Raw genomic sequence first — 14,206 nt, 5'->3', positions numbered from 1 at the left:
ACCGTGCCGTCCCACCCCTACGCCGGCCTTCCCGCGCGGTCCTTCTGGCGCACCGCCGTCGCCGAACCCGACCCGCTGGACATCACCGACCTGTGGACGCCGAAGTTCACCGTCGGACCGGACGACCCCGTCATCACGGCCGGCTCCTGCTTCGCCGCCCACATCGGACGCGCCCTGCTCGACCAGGGCATGCACTGGTACGACGCCGAACCGCCCCCGCCCGGCCTCACCCGCGCCGAACAGTCGGCCCGTGGCTACCGCCGCTTCTCCTTCCGCACCGGCAACATCTACTCCGCCGCCGCCCTGTACCAGTGGGTCGCCTGGGCACTGGGCGAGACGGCACCGCCCGAGGAGGTCTGGGAGCACGACGGCGCCTGGTACGACCCCTGGCGCCCGGCCGTCGAACCCGCCGGCTTCGCCACCCCCGAGGACCTGCTGCGCTCCCGCGAGGTCACCCTCGCCGCCGTCCGCACCGCCCTCACCCGCGCCGACGTGCTCGTCTTCACCCTCGGTCTGACCGAGGTCTGGTACGACGAGGAGACCGGCACGGCCCTGCCGGTGTGCCCCGGCACCCTGCGCGGCACCTTCGACCCCGCCCGCCACGTGCTGCGCCGGCACACCGTGGCCGACGTCCACCGCGACCTGACGCGGACCCTGGCCCTGGCCCGCCGCGCCAACCCCCGCCTGCGCATCGTCCTGACCGTGTCCCCCGTGCCCCTGACGGCCACCGCGACCGGCCGCCACGTCCTGGTCGCCACCAGCCACTCCAAGTCCGTCCTGCGCGCGGCGGCCGGCCAGCTCGCCGACGACGACGGCGACGTCGACTACTTCCCGTCGTACGAGATCGTCACCGGCTTCCCCTACCGGGCGGCCTTCTACGAACCGAACCTGCGCGGCGTCACCCCCGAAGGGGTCCGCTTCGTCATGACCCACTTCTTCCGGGCCCTCCAGCCCCACCCGGAGGCCCCCGCACCCGCCACGCCCACGCCCCCCGCCACTACCACCGCCACCGCCACCGCCACCGCCGGAGAGGAGCACTGGTGTGACGACGCCGTCCTCGACTACTACAACCCGCGCCCGCTTCCTCCTGCTCGGTGACTCCCACGCGGGCTGCGTGGGCCGCGCCGCGCGGGACGCCGGTCTCCCGTTCGCCGGCGGCCCCGTCGGGTCCGGCCGCGACTTCCTCGGCCCGTTCTGCGACACCGGCGCGGCCGGCGGCCTCACCTTCCACGCCGCCGACACCGAGCGGCTGTACCGGGCCGCCCTCGACACCCTGGAGGTCACCACACTGGCCGGCCTGCCGGTCCCCCTCGTCTGCACCTTCGGCCTGAGCGCCCACACCGTCGCCACCCGGCAGAACTGGGACGTCCACCGCGACCGCCACGGCGCCTTCCCGCCCGGCTTCCCGAGCAGCCGTCTCTTCGCCCGCCTCGTGACGGCGACCGTCCGCGGCGCCCTCACCTTCTACGACCACACCGCCGCCCTCGGCCTGCGCGTCCTCGCCCCGCTGCCGCCCCAGCGCGTCCCCGCCATGGCGGACCCCGCCGTCTTCTTCGCCGCCCAGGACGTCATCGCGGCCGAACTCACCCGCCGCGGCGTGGAGACGGTCGACCTGCGGCACCGGGTGACCGACGAGACCGGCCACCAACGCCCCGCCTTCTGCGAGCGGGACGACACGATCCACGGCAACACCGCCTTCGGCCGCCTGATCCTCGCCGAACTCCTCGACCGAGGTCTGTGACCGCCCGCCCCTTCGCCCCCTGCACCCGGAGACACCCATGGAGCCCTACGCCCTCGAAGCGGTCGCCCACCTCGCGACCCGCCCCGCCCCCTCCTACGACACCTTCTCCCTCACCCGCCTCACCCCCGTGCTCGGCGCGGAGATCGCGGGCCTGGACCTCTCCCGGCCCCTGACCCCGGCCCAGGAGAAGGAACTGCGGCACGCCTTCCACACCCACCACGTCCTCGTCTTCCGCGACCAGGACCTCACTCCCGAGCAGCACAAGAGCTTCGCCGGTGTCTTCGGCGACCTGCACCCGGTGACCCTGCCCGCCGAGGGCTCCGACCCGCACATCCTGGAGATCAAGGCCACCAAGGAGTCCAAGGCCGTCGCCGGCAACGGCTGGCACTCCGACGGCACCGCCGACGCCGAACCCTCCCTCGGCTCCATGCTGTACATCACCACCATGCCCGAGGGCGACGTCGGCGGAGACACCCTCTTCGCCAACATGCACCTCGCCCACGACCTGCTCTCCCCGGCGATGCGCGGCTTCCTCGACGGCCTCACCGCCCTCCACGACGGCGCCCTGCCCTGGACCGCCGCGGGCCAGACCCCGCCGCCCGAGTACGACGTGCCGCGCACCGAACACCCCGTCGTCGTACGCCATCCGGAGACCGGCCGCAAACTCCTCTTCGTCAACGCCCCCTACACCTCGCACATCACCCAGCTCTCCCGCGCCGAGAGCGACGCCCTGCTCTCCCTGCTGTACGCGCACGTCGCCCGCACCCCACTGCTGCACTGCCGGGTGCGCTGGCAGGAGCGGACCCTGGTCTTCTGGGACAACCGCAGCGTCCAGCACCACGCCGTGTGGGACTACTTCCCGCACACCCGTGAGGGACGCCGGGTGGCCATCGAAGGCCGGCCCCTGCACGCCTGACCGGACCCGGACGAGACGGAGACGTCCATGCCCCCGACCCCGGACCCCGACGCGTTCCGCGCCGCGTTGCGCACCCCGGCCGCCGGCCCTCCCGCCCTGTCCGGGGCGGGGGTGCCGGACTGGCTGTGGCAGACGGCCGTGGCCCTGCACGAACACCTGCCGCCGGACACCGCGGACGACTGGGCGGCCCGGCTGCGCGGCGCCCTCGACGGCGCGGCCCCCGCGCCCACCCTGGGCACCGCGCACGCCTGGTACGCCCACACCGTGCTGCCCCTCCTCATGACGACCCACCCCGAGGACCGCTCCGCGCTCGCCGCCCTGGCCGGCCTGCACCGCGCGGCGGCCCACCGCGCTCCCGCCGGACAGGACACCTGGACGGCCGCTCTGCACCCGGTCCTGCTCCTGCTGTACGACTCCGCCTACGACCGGGCCGGCGCACGGGCCGACGCCTACGAAGGCGCCCACGGCTACGCGCTGGCCAACGGCTTCTCCCCGGCCGACGCCGACGCCTACGGGCACACCTACGCGGGCCTGAGCACCGACGCCAACGCACACGCCGGCGCCCGGGCCCACGCCTCGGCCCTGGCGCCGCTCCTGGCCGAGGCGTTCGCCGCCGCCGACGCCCGCGCCTACGCGGAGACCTTCCCCGCCGCCCAGGTACGGACGGTCGTCCGGGCGGCCGCGGCACGCGGCGCCACCTCGGCGGCCCCGCGCCTGGCGGACGCCCTCTCGGCCCTGCTGGCCGAAGGCCCGCCCGGCACCCGCTCCGGCGGCTGACCCTCCTTCGGGCACCCGCGGGACGCGCCGGACCGCCGGCCGAGGAGGCCGGCCGCCCCGCACCAGGGCCTCCTCGGGTCAGGCTCCGGGGAACCCCCGCCCCGGACGGCCGCCGGCCGCCATCGGCAGACTGCGCAGGGACAGCGCGGCCGGCGGAGGGAGCGGCGCGCCGGCCGGGCCGGCGCGGAACGACTGGAGCAGATAGGCCACCAGGCGCCGGGACGCCGCCTCGTCGTCCGGCAGGGCGGTCACCAGGCCGCAGTGAGCCAGCAGGACCACAGCGAGGTCGGAGGGGCGGAAGTCGGCCCGCAGCGAGCCCGCCGCCTGGGCCCTGCGGACCAGGGTGAGGACGTCCCGCTCGGCCCGCTGCCGCGCCCGCGCGAGTTCCGGCGTGGTCTCCGGGAAGGCCGCCGCGAACGCGGCCGGGAACCCGCGTTCCTCTCGTTGCAGGGCGCACACCGTCTCGACCAGGTGCCGGAAACCCTGCCACGGGTCGGGGGCGGCCAGCGCCTCGGTGAGCGCCCGCGCACAGGTCTCCATCTGCTGCGCGTACGCGCCCCGGACCAGGGCGTCCCGGGTGGGGAAGTGCCGGTACAGCGTCGCCACGCCGACCCCGGCCCGGCGGGCCACGGCCGCCATCGGGGCGTCGATCCCGCGTTCCGCGAAGACCGCGCGGGCGGCGACGAGGATGCGCTCCCGGTTGCGCCGGGCGTCCGCCCGCACCCCGTCGCGGGCTGTGATCCGAGAGGATTCGGCCATGACTGTCTCTCGCTTCCGGTCCGGGCGGACGGTCGGGTCCACCGGAGAGCCTACGGTCGGTGCCAGTTCCCCCACCGACCCGGCGGAGAAGGCAGATCCATGAACGACCGCATGATGAAGGCAGTCCTCTACGACCGCTACGGCGGTCCCGAGGTGCTCTACACGGCCCGGGTGCCGCGCCCCGAGCCGGCCCCCGGCGAAGTCCTGGTGAAGGTGAGCGCGTTCAGCGTCAACGGCGGCGAACTGGCGGTCAGGTCCGGCCGGCTCCGCCTCCTGAGCGGCCGGAGCTTCCCCCAGCGCGTCGGCCTGGACTTCACCGGCGAGGTCGCCGTACCGGGTGCCGGCGGCACCCGGTTCACGGCCGGCGACCGGGTCTGGGGGGTCCTGGGCCGCACCTCCGGATTCGGCAGCGCCGCCGAGTACGTGGCCGTGCCCGCCGAGCGGGTCGGCCGGCTCCCCGAGGGCCTGGACCCGGTGGCCGCCGCCGCGCTTCCGGTGGCCACCACGGCCGTCACCGCGCTGCGGGACAAGGCCGGGCTGCGCCCCGGCGAACGGCTCCTCGTCCGGGGCGCGGCGGGCGGCGTCGGCAACGCCGCCGTCCAGCTCGGACGGGCGTACGGCGCCGAGGTCACCGCCCTCGCCCGTGCGGCCAACCTCGACTTCGTCCGCGGCCTCGGCGCGCACGAGGCCGTCGACCACCGGGCCGTCCGGCCGGCGGAACTGGGCCGCTTCGACGTGGTCCTGGACACCGCGGGAACCGATCTGCGGGCCTTCCGGCGGCTGTTGAGGCCCGGCGGGCGCATGGTCACCATCGCCTTCGACCTGAGACGGCCCGTGACGTCGCTCGGGTACCTCGCGGCCAGCGCGGTCCACGGACCCGGCCGGGTGCGTTTCTTCAGCGGCGACCCCACCCGGACGCACCTCGACGACCTCGCCCGCCAGGTGGCCGAGGGCAGGCTGAGGCCCGCGGTGGACACGGTCTTCCCCCTGGAGGAGACGGCGGCGGCGCACCGGGCGCTGGAGGCGGGCGGCGTCCGGGGCAAGTACGTGGTCAGGGTCGCGTAACGCCCGGTGGACGGCCGCGGCCCGGCCACGCCCGGCGCGGACCGTCCGACGGAGAAGCCCCCCGGCGCCCCTCCGGTCGAGGGGCCCCGGGGGGCACGGCGGAGCGCGGTCAGCCGGGCCGGTCGCCCGTCACCGTCAGGTGCCCGGCTTGCGGCCGTACACGTACACGTCGTCGCCCTTCTTCAGCAGCGACCAGTACTTCTTCGCGGTGGTCTTGGTCATGTTGACGCAGCCGTGGGAGCCCGGCGGGTTCCACATGCTGACGCCGACCGAGTGGAACGCCTGGCCGCCGTCGAAGAACTGGCTGTAGGGCATCGGCACGTCGTAGATGGTGGAGTGGTGGTCGATGTTCCGCCAGTAGATCTTCTTGAGGCCGGTGCGGGTCTCGTAGCCGTCGCGGCCGGTGCGGACCGGCACCGGACCGTACACGAGCTTCTTGCCGTCCTGGATCCAGCTGATCTGGAGGGTCAGGTTCACGCAGGCGATACGGCCCTTGTCGACCGGGCACTTGCCCGCCTTGTTCGGCTTCTTCCCGACGGCCTTCTGCTTCTGCATGAGGTCCATCACGCCCCAGGTGACGGGCCCCGCGTAACCGATGTTCGGCTGGATGCCGTGCTTGGTCTGGAAGGCGCGGATCGCCTTGCAGTCGGCGGCGGACTGCTTGCCGTCCACCGGGCGGCCGAGGAACTTCTCGACCTTCTTCTGGTACGGGCCCGTCTGCGTGGTGCAGCTCGCCGCCTGGGCCGGCGTGGCGCCGAGCGCGAGCGTGAGCGGTGCCACCAGTGCGGTGACCCCGAGTGCGACGGCGCCCCGTCTGCGTGTGTCCCCCATGGCCGGTCAGCCTTTCCCTCGGAAGCGGTCGAAGCGGGCGGAAGACCGCCCTGGGCGGGTTCCCCGACTGCTAGACCCCCGAGGGGCGGCGCTGGTTGCCCACCGCCGCGCATCGCGACGCAACGGTGACAAAGGCCCTGGGCCGCCCCTTCCCCCGCCGGGCCGCAGGGGCGAGGCGGACGGTCAGGAACCCAGCACGTCCACGAAGACCGGGTTGGTGTAGAACCACGTGTCGGTCCACGGGTCGCCGTCACCGGGTGCGTGCGCCACCGGCCCGTGCGGGTCGACCGCGGCACCGAGCGGGCCCGCCGCGTGCCGGTTCCCGTCGCTGCCGCGCAGCCGGACGTAGAAGGACTCCGCACCGGCGGTCAGCGGGACCCGCAGGGTGTAGGTGCCCTTGCGGCCGGTGACGTCCTCGGTGCGCACCACCCGGGTGTCCGGAGCCCGCCAGGCGTCCCGGTCGGCGGCCGGGCCGCGCACGGCGCCCCGCACGACGTCCACATGGGCGAGTTCGGGCAGCACGCCGTGCGGATTGGGGCGCGAGGCGCTGGTCACGGTGATGTCGAGGACGACCCGTTCACCGCGGCGGACCCGGAGCCGGCCGCCCAGGGTGACGCCGCGGCCACGGTCGCCGGCCCGCCGGACCCGCACCTCCAGGCCGTCCAGCAGATGCCCGTGGTCGACCCAGACCCGCCCGGCCCGCAGGCCCGCCATCACCTGCCGGTACCCGTAGCGGGTGACACCGACATGGGTACGGCTGAACTGGCCCGGCCAGAAGTCGCTGCCCGGCTGCGCGGTGCCCGTCTCGACCGGGTCGGGCAGCTTCCCGGTGTTGTCGAAGGTCCGGCCGGGCGCCCAGTCGCCGTTGCGCAGGGTGTCGTGCACGACGCGGTGGGCGTCGGAGTTGGCGGTCACCGAGAACAGCCGGCCCTCGGCGAGCATCGAGTCCCACAGGCCGCCGACGGTCGCGGTGGCCCAGTCGAAGCCGCCGTAGGTGACGTAGGCGTCCGCCGGATAGCCCGGCCAGGACTGCGCCGACGGCTTGTTCTCGTACTCGCCGCGTACCGACGTGGCGCCGCGCAGGCCCGGTGTCGCCGCGCCCTGGGCGCCCGGCGACCCCTCCATGCCGATCATGATCTCCGGTGCGGCGTCCCGCCAGGCGCGCAGCTCGTGCGGGGAGTCGATGCCCAGGCGCAGCGGATGGTTGGCGAGGACCAGCACGTCGTCGACCCGGCCGGAACGGCGCTGCCGGGCCAGCCACTTGAGGGCGGCGACGGCGTGGGCCTCGTTGCGGGCGGTGTCGGGGTCGGCGGCGCCGCCCTTGTCGTAGCCGAGCAGCTTGCCGTCGTAGAGCCGCTCGAACCGGGTGAGCAGGTCGGTCTCGTGGCGGCCCGGCGCGGTGAAGACGGTGGCGTGCTCGGCGGCCGGGATGTACCACTCCAGGCCCTGGAAGACGAGCTGACGCGGGTTCTGCGCGCGGGCCCGCTGGATCTCCCGGTGTTCCAGCGCCGCCCCGTACTCGGCGTGGCCGGTGTTGGAGTGTTCGGTGAACACCATCCAGTCCAGGCCGTACCGGGCGCCGGCGGCGGCCAGTTGGGAGAACGTGTACTTGGCGTCGTGGCTGTAGACCGAGTGGACGTGGTGGTCGCCGACCAGGTAGGCCAGGGCCGGGTCCTCGCCGCCGGGCCGGCTCCGTCCACCGCCGCCGGCGGCCAGGGCGGGGGCGGCCGGAGCGAGGGCGAACGCGGCGCCGAACAGGCCCGCCCGGCGCAGGAGCCGGCGCCGGGACACGCCCTGCGCGTCGAGTCCGGCGGGGGAGACGGACGGGTCGGCCCAGGCGGGCAACTGCTGCTCGGTCATGAGGTCCTCTGCTGTTCGGATGTGCCGGCGCGGGGGCGGAGGAACGGGCGGCGGGTGCGGACCCGCGGTGCGCGCGGGTGCCGGGCGGCCGTCCCCGGCGCGGTCGGGCGTACGCCGCTCCGGCCGGTCCTCCGCCGCCCACCCGCCGGACGATGCCGGGACCGTGGTACGGCCACGGGAATCCGCCATGGCGAACGGGCGTACACCGGATGGCCGGGCGGTCACCCGCCGGGCGGCGACCGGGGGCTCAGGCCCGGACGAGCCGGCCGAGGGCGATGCGGGCGAGCGGGGCGTAGGCGGCCAGGACGGGGAGCGCGCCCCGCATCGTGAGCCAGGTCGCGCTGCCCCGCGGGTGGGCTCGCACGCCGTGGCACAGCCACAGCCGCACCGGCCCCGAACGGACCCGCCACGCCCACTGCCGGGCGCCGTGGTCGACGTCCTCGACCACGAAGGCGGCGCGGACGCCCACGACCGACTCGATCCTGCCCCTCAGCCCCGGCACGGTCTCCCGGCCCTCCGCGCGCACCGTCCTGATGTGCGGCGCCCACCGCGGCCACTGGTCGAGGAGGACGTAGCGCTGCCAGGCGGTGTCCGGCGACGCCGCACCCACGGCGGTCAGGGTCATCGTTGCCATGCCGGCTGCTCCCTCGCCCTGGCACCGCTCGGCGCGACGCCGTCCCCCCTTCACCCTCCACCCTCGCCGGAGCGGCGTCGCGCCGCACCCCGGGCCTACGCTGCCCCGGTGCACACCGTGGAACTGCTGCCCGACCCGGCCACCGAGGAGCGGGTGCGCGCGGCCTGGCGGGAGCTGGCCGCCCGGGGCCTGCCCAGCCTGGCCGGCCACCGTCATCCGACGAACCGCCCGCACCTGACCGTGGCGGTGGCGGACGCACTGCCGTGGGACGCGCGGCGCCGGCTGGCGGAGGCCCTGGCCGTGCTGCCGCTGCCGCTGCGCCTCGCGGACCCGGTCCGCTTCACCGGCCGCACCCGGGTGCTGGCCTGGCGGGTCGTCCCCGGCCCGGGGCTGCTGGACCTGCACCGCGTGGTGTGGGACGCCCTCCGCCCCGGGGACGGAGCGGCCGGGCACCCCCTGCTCGCGCCCGGCCGCTGGACACCGCACATCACCCTCGGCCGGACCCGGTCCCGGGCCGCCTCCTGGCCGGACGACCTCCTGCCGCCGGCCCTCTCCCGCCCCTGGGACGGCGCGTTCACCGGCGCCCGCACCTATGACTCCGTCACCCGGACCACGGAACCGCTGGGCTGAGTGGGCCGCCCGCCGGGGCGCCGGGTCAGGGCCGCTCGTGCCCAGAGACGTTGGCCGTCAGCAGCCGCAGCAGGTGCTTGGCCGTGGCGTCCTGCTCGGGGGTCAGCCCCATGGCGTCGCCGATGGCGAGGGGGACGGCGGCGGCCCGGTCCCGTAGGGCGGCGCCGGCGCCGGTGAGACGGATGGCGACGGAGCGCTCGTCGTCGGCACGGCGCTCGCGCCGCAGGAGACCGCCCGCCTCCAGGCGTTTCAGCAGCGGGGACAGGGTGCTCGACTCCAGCTGGAGCGCCGCGCCCAGGTCCCGGACGGAGATCGAGTCCCGCTCCCAGAGCACGAGCAGGACGAGGTACTGCGGGTAGGTCAGGCCCAGCTCGTCGAGGAGGGGGCGGTAGCGCGCGGTGACCGCGCGGGAGGCGGCGTACAGGGCGAAGCAGAGCTGGTCGTCCAGGAGCAGGGACCCCTGCGGGGACGCGGGCGGTTCGGCGTCTGGCGTGCGCACGGTACGGCTCCCGGGTCGGGCACGGTTCGGACGGGGCACAGCCTAGCGGATTCCTGTCGAGCACGAATTAGTTGCGCGCGACCAAATAGCGCGCTACGTTTCTGCCCGTGCCGCCGCTTCCCGGTGAATCCGCCGGTGAGGTCTCCGGACGGCACTGACGAACCGAGGAGTCCGCCATGAGCGACGCCACCCCTGTCCGCCCCGTCCTGGAGCCGGCCGCCCAGGCTTTCGTCGAGGCCACCGCGAACCCGCCCTACCTGTTCGACCTGGGTCCGGTCGAGGGCCGCAAGGCGGTGGACGAGGTCCAGTCCGGTGACATCGCCAAGCCGGCGGTGGACGAGGAGTGGATCACCGTCGAGGGCGGCCCGACCGGCTCCGTCCGCGCCCGGATCGTCAGGCCCGCCGGGGCCGAGGGCACCCTGCCCGTCGTCCTCTACATCCACGGCGCCGGCTGGGTCTTCGGCAACGCCCACACCCACGACCGCCTGGTCCGCGAACTCGCCACCGGCGCCGGCGCCGCCGTCGTCTTCCCCGAGTACGACCTCTCCCCCGAGGTCCGCTACCCGGTGGCCATCGAGCAGAACTACGCCGTCGCCCGGTGGATCGTCCAGGAGGGCGCCGCCCAGGGCCTGGACGCCTCCCGCCTGGCCGTCGCCGGCGACTCCGTCGGCGGCAACATGGCCGCCGCCCTCACCCTGATGGCCAAGGAGCGCGGCGACGTGTCCCTGGTCCAGCAGGTGCTGTTCTACCCGGTCACCGACGCGAGCTTCGACACCGGCTCCTACCACCAGTTCGCCGAGGGCTACTTCCTGCGCCGCGACGGCATGCAGTGGTTCTGGGACCAGTACACGACCGACGAGGCCGAGCGCGCCCAGATCACCGCCTCCCCGCTGCGCGCCACCACCGAGCAGCTCGCCGGCCTGCCCGCCGCCCTCGTCATCACCGCCGAGGCCGACGTCCTGCGCGACGAGGGCGAGGCCTACGCCTCCAAGCTCCGCCAGGCCGGCGTCCCCGTCACCGCCGTGCGCTACCAGGGCGTCATCCACGACTTCGTGATGCTCAACGCCCTGCGCGAGACCCACGGCGCCGAGGCCGCCATCGCCCAGGCAGTCGCCGTCCTGCGCGGCGCTCTCGCCACCGCCTGATCCCCGGGGGCCGGCCCGGCACGGCGCCGGCCCCCGCCCGGCCGTCTACAGGAACCGTCTGATCGGGAGGACCGCCGCCTCCCGCAGGCGCTGGGTGACGGAGCGCCGCCGCCAGCGGACCGGGTCGATGGCCACACTGCGTTCGAGGTCCGCGTCGTAGTCCCGGTCGATCGTGGCGGTGAACGCCTCGTCCAGCACGGCGAGCATGACTTCCTCGTCGTGGTCCATGGAGCGCCGGTTGAAGTTGGTGGACCCGGTCAGCGTCGCCACCCCGTCCACCGTGATGATCTTGGCGTGCATCATGGTGGGCTGGTACTGGCGGATGGACACGCCGGCGGCCAGCAGCCGGGCGTAGTGGTGCTGGCCGGCGAGCTGGCACGCCCGCTGGTCGGTGTGCGGGCCGGGCAGCAGGATCTCCACGGTGACACCGCGCCGGGCCGTGGCGCACAGCAGGTCGACGAAGTAGTCGTCCGGGGCGAAGTAGGCGGTGGCCAGCCGGAACCGCTGCTCGGCGGAGGTGAGCATGACGCGGATCAGGGTCTGCATGTCCTGCCAGCCGAAGCTGGCCGAGCCGCGCACGACCTGGACGATGGAGTTCCCCGGCTGCTCGTGCTCGCTGAAGCGGTCCCGGTCGTCGTAGAGGTCGTCATGGCTCTCGGCCCAGTTCTGCGCGAAGGCGGCGGCGATCCCGTCGACGGCCGGACCGCGCAGCCGCACGTGCGTGTCGCGCCACTCGCCGGGGTTGCGGGCGTCACCGCACCACTCCTCGGCGATGCCGACCCCGCCGGTGAACGCGGTGCGCTCGTCGACGACGAGCGCCTTGCGGTGGCAGCGGTGGTTCTGCTTGAACGGGGACAGCCACAACGGCTTGCGGAACCAGGCCACTTGTACGCCCGCGTCGTCCATGGCGTCGAGCAGGTCCCGCTCGATCTCCTTGGCGCCGAAGCCGTCGAGCAGCAACCGCACCCGTACGCCGGCCCGCGCCCGGCCGGCCAGCGCCTCGGCGAAGTCGCGGGCGATCTGACCGCGCCAGTACACGAAGGTCATCATGTCGACGGTGTGCTCGGCCCCGCGTATCGCGTCGAGCATGGCGGGGAAGATCTCGTCACCGTTGCGCAGCGGCACGAGCTCGTTGCCCTCGGTGGCCGCGATGCCGATCAGCCGCTCCAGCCGCCGGCGCAGCCGCTGCTCGCGGGCCCGCACCTCGGCCCGGGGCGCGTCTCCGGGGGTGTGGGCGGGTTCGGTGTTCTCCAGAATGCTCATGCTGCGCCTCCCAGGCGGTCGGGGGTGGCGAGCGCATCGGCCACCGGCGGACGGACGAGCAGCAGGCTATATCGGGCGCCGGGCCGCGCCGGGGCCGGTCACCGGTGGCGGGCAACCGCGACGGGCCGGCCCGCCCAGCCGCCGGCGCGGGTCTCGCCGAGCGCCGCTCAGTCGGGGATCCCCGGCATGCCCCACCGGGCCGCCCTCGCCCCGACGTGGGCCTTCGGGCAGGCGCGGCGCCAGGGGGTGAGCGCCGGCGGACGGGCGGGGCGCCCGAAGAGCGGCCGTCCGCCGCGCAGGCGCAGCCGGAGCCGCGCGAGGTCGTGGACGTTGTCGTGGACGACCAGGACGCGCAGCACGCGGTCGGCGTCGTGTTCGGTGGTCCGTCCGCCGACCCGGCGCAGGCGGAGCCCGGCGGGCCGGCCGGGCCCGCCCCCGACGACGCGTGCCTCGACCAGGCGCCGCCGGTCCCAGACCCAGTGCGCGGCCTCCCCGAGGAGGTGGAGGGCACCGGCGCGGAGCGCCCACCCGGCGTGCCCGTCGGTCCACAGCAGCAGGCCGGCGACACCGAGGAAGGCGGCCGTCACCCCGATGCGCCGGAGCCGCGGAACCCACCGCGCGCTTCTGTCGTCCGCGTCCCACAGCAGGTCGTCACCGGCAGCCATGCCGCCATCATCGGCCCCGCCCGGCACCGTGGGAAGCCCCGCGGGACGCAGCCGGGGGGCGCCCGGGCGCCTCGCCGCTCGCCGCCGCGCGCCCGGCACCCGGACCGCGCCGTCACCCGCCGGACCCGCCCCGGCACGCCGGTGTGACAAGGTGGGGTAACTGGTGCGGATGTGCGGGGAGACTGGTTCACGTGATCGATCGCGGGCGCACGGCTCAGATGCTGGTGGACCTGATCCAGGTCTCGCACACGGCCAACCTGGAGGCACTGCCGCGCCTGGTGGCCGACCACCTCCGGTCCGTGGACCTCCACGACGGCGCGATGTTCGTGGTGGACCTCCAGGACCAGGTGATGCGGCAGGTCACCGGCCGCGGACTGGACGCGGGGGAGGGCGGTGCCGAACTGCGCGTGGACGGCACGCTGCCGGGCCGGGCCTGGCAGCGGGTGGAGAGCCTCGCGGAGTCGGGCAGCCGCCAGGGGCGACGCCGCTGGTGGACACCGATCACCGACGGCGTGGAACGCCTGGGCGTGCTGCGCACGGACGTCGCCGAGGACGAGCGGCCGCAGCGGGTGCTGGGCGAGGTGGCCTCGGTGCTCGCCCTGCTGCTGCTCGGCAAGCGCTCCTTCAGCGACTCCTACGCCCGGCTGGTGCGCAGCGCGCCGATGAACGTGGCGGCGGAGATGCAGATGAACCTCATGCCGCCCCCGGCCTACGCGGGTCACAACGTCACGGTCGGCGCGGTGCTGGAACCCGCCTACGACCTCGGCGGCGACGCCTTCGACTTCGCGCTGGCCGGCTCGACCCTGCACCTGGCGGTCTTCGACGCGATGGGGCACGACACCGCCGCGGGCATCACCGCGAACGTGGCCGTGGCCGCCTGCCGCAACGCCCGCCGCCAGGGCGCGACCCTCGCCGAGGCGAGCCGGGCGGTGGAACGGACGCTGCTGGAGCAGTTCGGCACCAAACGCTACGTCACCGGCATCCTCGCCAGCCTCGACACCGAGAGCGGGGTACTGACCTGGGTCAACCGCGGCCACCACCTGCCCCTGCTCATCAGAGGCAGGCGGGTGAGCACCCCCCTGTCCTGCCCGCCCGCCGGCCCCATGGGCACCGGCCTCGGCCTCCCCGTCACCGTCTGCCGTGATCAGCTGGAACCCGGTGACCGGGTCGTGCTCTACACCGACGGCGTCGTCGAGGCCCGTGACGCGCACGGCGAGGAGTTCGGCAAGGACCGCTTCATCGACTACGTCCAGCGCCACCACTCGGGCGGTTTCACCCTCCACGAGACCCTGCGCCGCCTCATGCGCGCCGTACTGGACCACCACGCCGGGCGGATGGACGACGACGCCACCGTCCTGCTGGCCGAGTGGCGCGGCGGGCACCAGGACGACCTCGTCCCGTGATCTCCGCGCGGCGGCGCC

Annotated in this window: 15 protein-coding genes; 8 read left to right on the top strand and 7 right to left on the bottom strand. The window is 75.0% G+C overall.

The genetic code is table 11. The features are described from left to right. Positions 1–3 precede the first annotated feature (3 nt). The 4 genes from Sdagh_RS08610 to Sdagh_RS08595 are packed head-to-tail and all read left to right on the top strand — an operon-like array spanning position 4 to position 3,434. Positions 4–1,098, top strand: a complete 1,095-nt coding sequence (locus Sdagh_RS08610; protein WP_190078402.1) for a GSCFA domain-containing protein — start codon at positions 4–6, stop codon at positions 1,096–1,098. Between the two features lie 16 nt (positions 1,099–1,114). Further along, a complete protein-coding gene (locus Sdagh_RS08605) occupies positions 1,115–1,741 on the top strand; it encodes a hypothetical protein (RefSeq protein ID WP_226534872.1) in 627 nt (208 codons plus the stop codon). Between the two features lie 37 nt (positions 1,742–1,778). Next, positions 1,779–2,657, top strand: a complete 879-nt coding sequence (locus tag Sdagh_RS08600; protein WP_189424054.1) for a TauD/TfdA dioxygenase family protein — start codon at positions 1,779–1,781, stop codon at positions 2,655–2,657. Between the two features lie 27 nt (positions 2,658–2,684). Continuing rightward, positions 2,685–3,434: a hypothetical protein gene (locus Sdagh_RS08595; protein ID WP_190012151.1), complete on the top strand. Its 750-nt coding sequence runs from the start codon at positions 2,685–2,687 to the stop codon at positions 3,432–3,434. A gap of 78 nt (positions 3,435–3,512) precedes the next feature. On the opposite strand, the gene Sdagh_RS08590 is transcribed toward Sdagh_RS08595, so the two are convergent. Next, positions 3,513–4,193, bottom strand: a complete 681-nt coding sequence (locus tag Sdagh_RS08590; protein WP_190078403.1) for a TetR/AcrR family transcriptional regulator — start codon at positions 4,191–4,193, stop codon at positions 3,513–3,515. Positions 4,194–4,292: 99 nt separating this feature from the next. On the opposite strand from Sdagh_RS08590, the gene Sdagh_RS08585 reads away from it, so the two are divergent. Further along, a complete protein-coding gene (locus tag Sdagh_RS08585) occupies positions 4,293–5,258 on the top strand; it encodes an NAD(P)-dependent alcohol dehydrogenase (protein ID WP_190078404.1) in 966 nt (321 codons plus the stop codon). Positions 5,259–5,393: 135 nt separating this feature from the next. Here the strand turns inward: Sdagh_RS08585 and Sdagh_RS08580 are convergent, their stop codons facing one another. The 3 genes from Sdagh_RS08580 to Sdagh_RS08570 form a co-directional block, all read right to left on the bottom strand. Next, positions 5,394–6,089 (bottom strand): L,D-transpeptidase family protein, encoded by a 696-nt coding sequence (locus tag Sdagh_RS08580; protein ID WP_189424038.1) that lies wholly within the window; start codon positions 6,087–6,089, stop codon positions 5,394–5,396. A 183-nt stretch (positions 6,090–6,272) separates the two neighbouring features. Beyond that, positions 6,273–7,949, bottom strand: coding sequence for a PHP domain-containing protein (locus Sdagh_RS08575; RefSeq protein ID WP_190078405.1), 1,677 nt, complete (start codon positions 7,947–7,949; stop codon positions 6,273–6,275). Between the two features lie 247 nt (positions 7,950–8,196). After that, entirely contained in the window at positions 8,197–8,583 is a 387-nt protein-coding gene (locus Sdagh_RS08570; RefSeq protein WP_189424034.1) for an SRPBCC family protein, read from the bottom strand. 108 nt (positions 8,584–8,691) lie between these two features. Between Sdagh_RS08570 and Sdagh_RS08565 the strand changes: the two genes are divergently transcribed. Next, on the top strand, positions 8,692–9,213 hold the full coding sequence (locus Sdagh_RS08565; RefSeq protein ID WP_190078406.1) for a 2'-5' RNA ligase family protein: 522 nt from the start codon (positions 8,692–8,694) through the stop codon (positions 9,211–9,213). Positions 9,214–9,238: 25 nt separating this feature from the next. On the opposite strand, the gene Sdagh_RS08560 is transcribed toward Sdagh_RS08565, so the two are convergent. After that, a complete protein-coding gene (locus Sdagh_RS08560) occupies positions 9,239–9,712 on the bottom strand; it encodes a MarR family winged helix-turn-helix transcriptional regulator (RefSeq protein WP_194544329.1) in 474 nt (157 codons plus the stop codon). Between the two features lie 176 nt (positions 9,713–9,888). Here Sdagh_RS08560 and Sdagh_RS08555 point away from each other — a divergent pair, with 176 nt between their 5' ends. Next, positions 9,889–10,857 (top strand): alpha/beta hydrolase, encoded by a 969-nt coding sequence (locus Sdagh_RS08555; protein WP_226534870.1) that lies wholly within the window; start codon positions 9,889–9,891, stop codon positions 10,855–10,857. Positions 10,858–10,902: 45 nt separating this feature from the next. Here the strand turns inward: Sdagh_RS08555 and Sdagh_RS08550 are convergent, their stop codons facing one another. Then, complete coding sequence (locus Sdagh_RS08550; protein ID WP_189419170.1) at positions 10,903–12,120, bottom strand: phospholipase D-like domain-containing protein; 1,218 nt, start codon at positions 12,118–12,120, stop codon at positions 10,903–10,905. Between the two features lie 167 nt (positions 12,121–12,287). Next, entirely contained in the window at positions 12,288–12,785 is a 498-nt protein-coding gene (locus Sdagh_RS08545; RefSeq protein ID WP_190010225.1) for a hypothetical protein, read from the bottom strand. A gap of 218 nt (positions 12,786–13,003) precedes the next feature. Between Sdagh_RS08545 and Sdagh_RS08540 the strand changes: the two genes are divergently transcribed. Beyond that, entirely contained in the window at positions 13,004–14,188 is a 1,185-nt protein-coding gene (locus Sdagh_RS08540; protein ID WP_190076863.1) for a PP2C family protein-serine/threonine phosphatase, read from the top strand. Positions 14,189–14,206 lie beyond the last annotated feature (18 nt).

The sequence above is a fragment of the Streptomyces daghestanicus genome, from assembly GCF_020521275.1.
Taxonomy (GTDB): domain Bacteria; phylum Actinomycetota; class Actinomycetes; order Streptomycetales; family Streptomycetaceae; genus Streptomyces; species Streptomyces griseoviridis.
The sequence above is the reverse complement of the archived record's forward strand: the minus strand, read 5'-3'. Positions and strand labels throughout refer to the sequence as shown.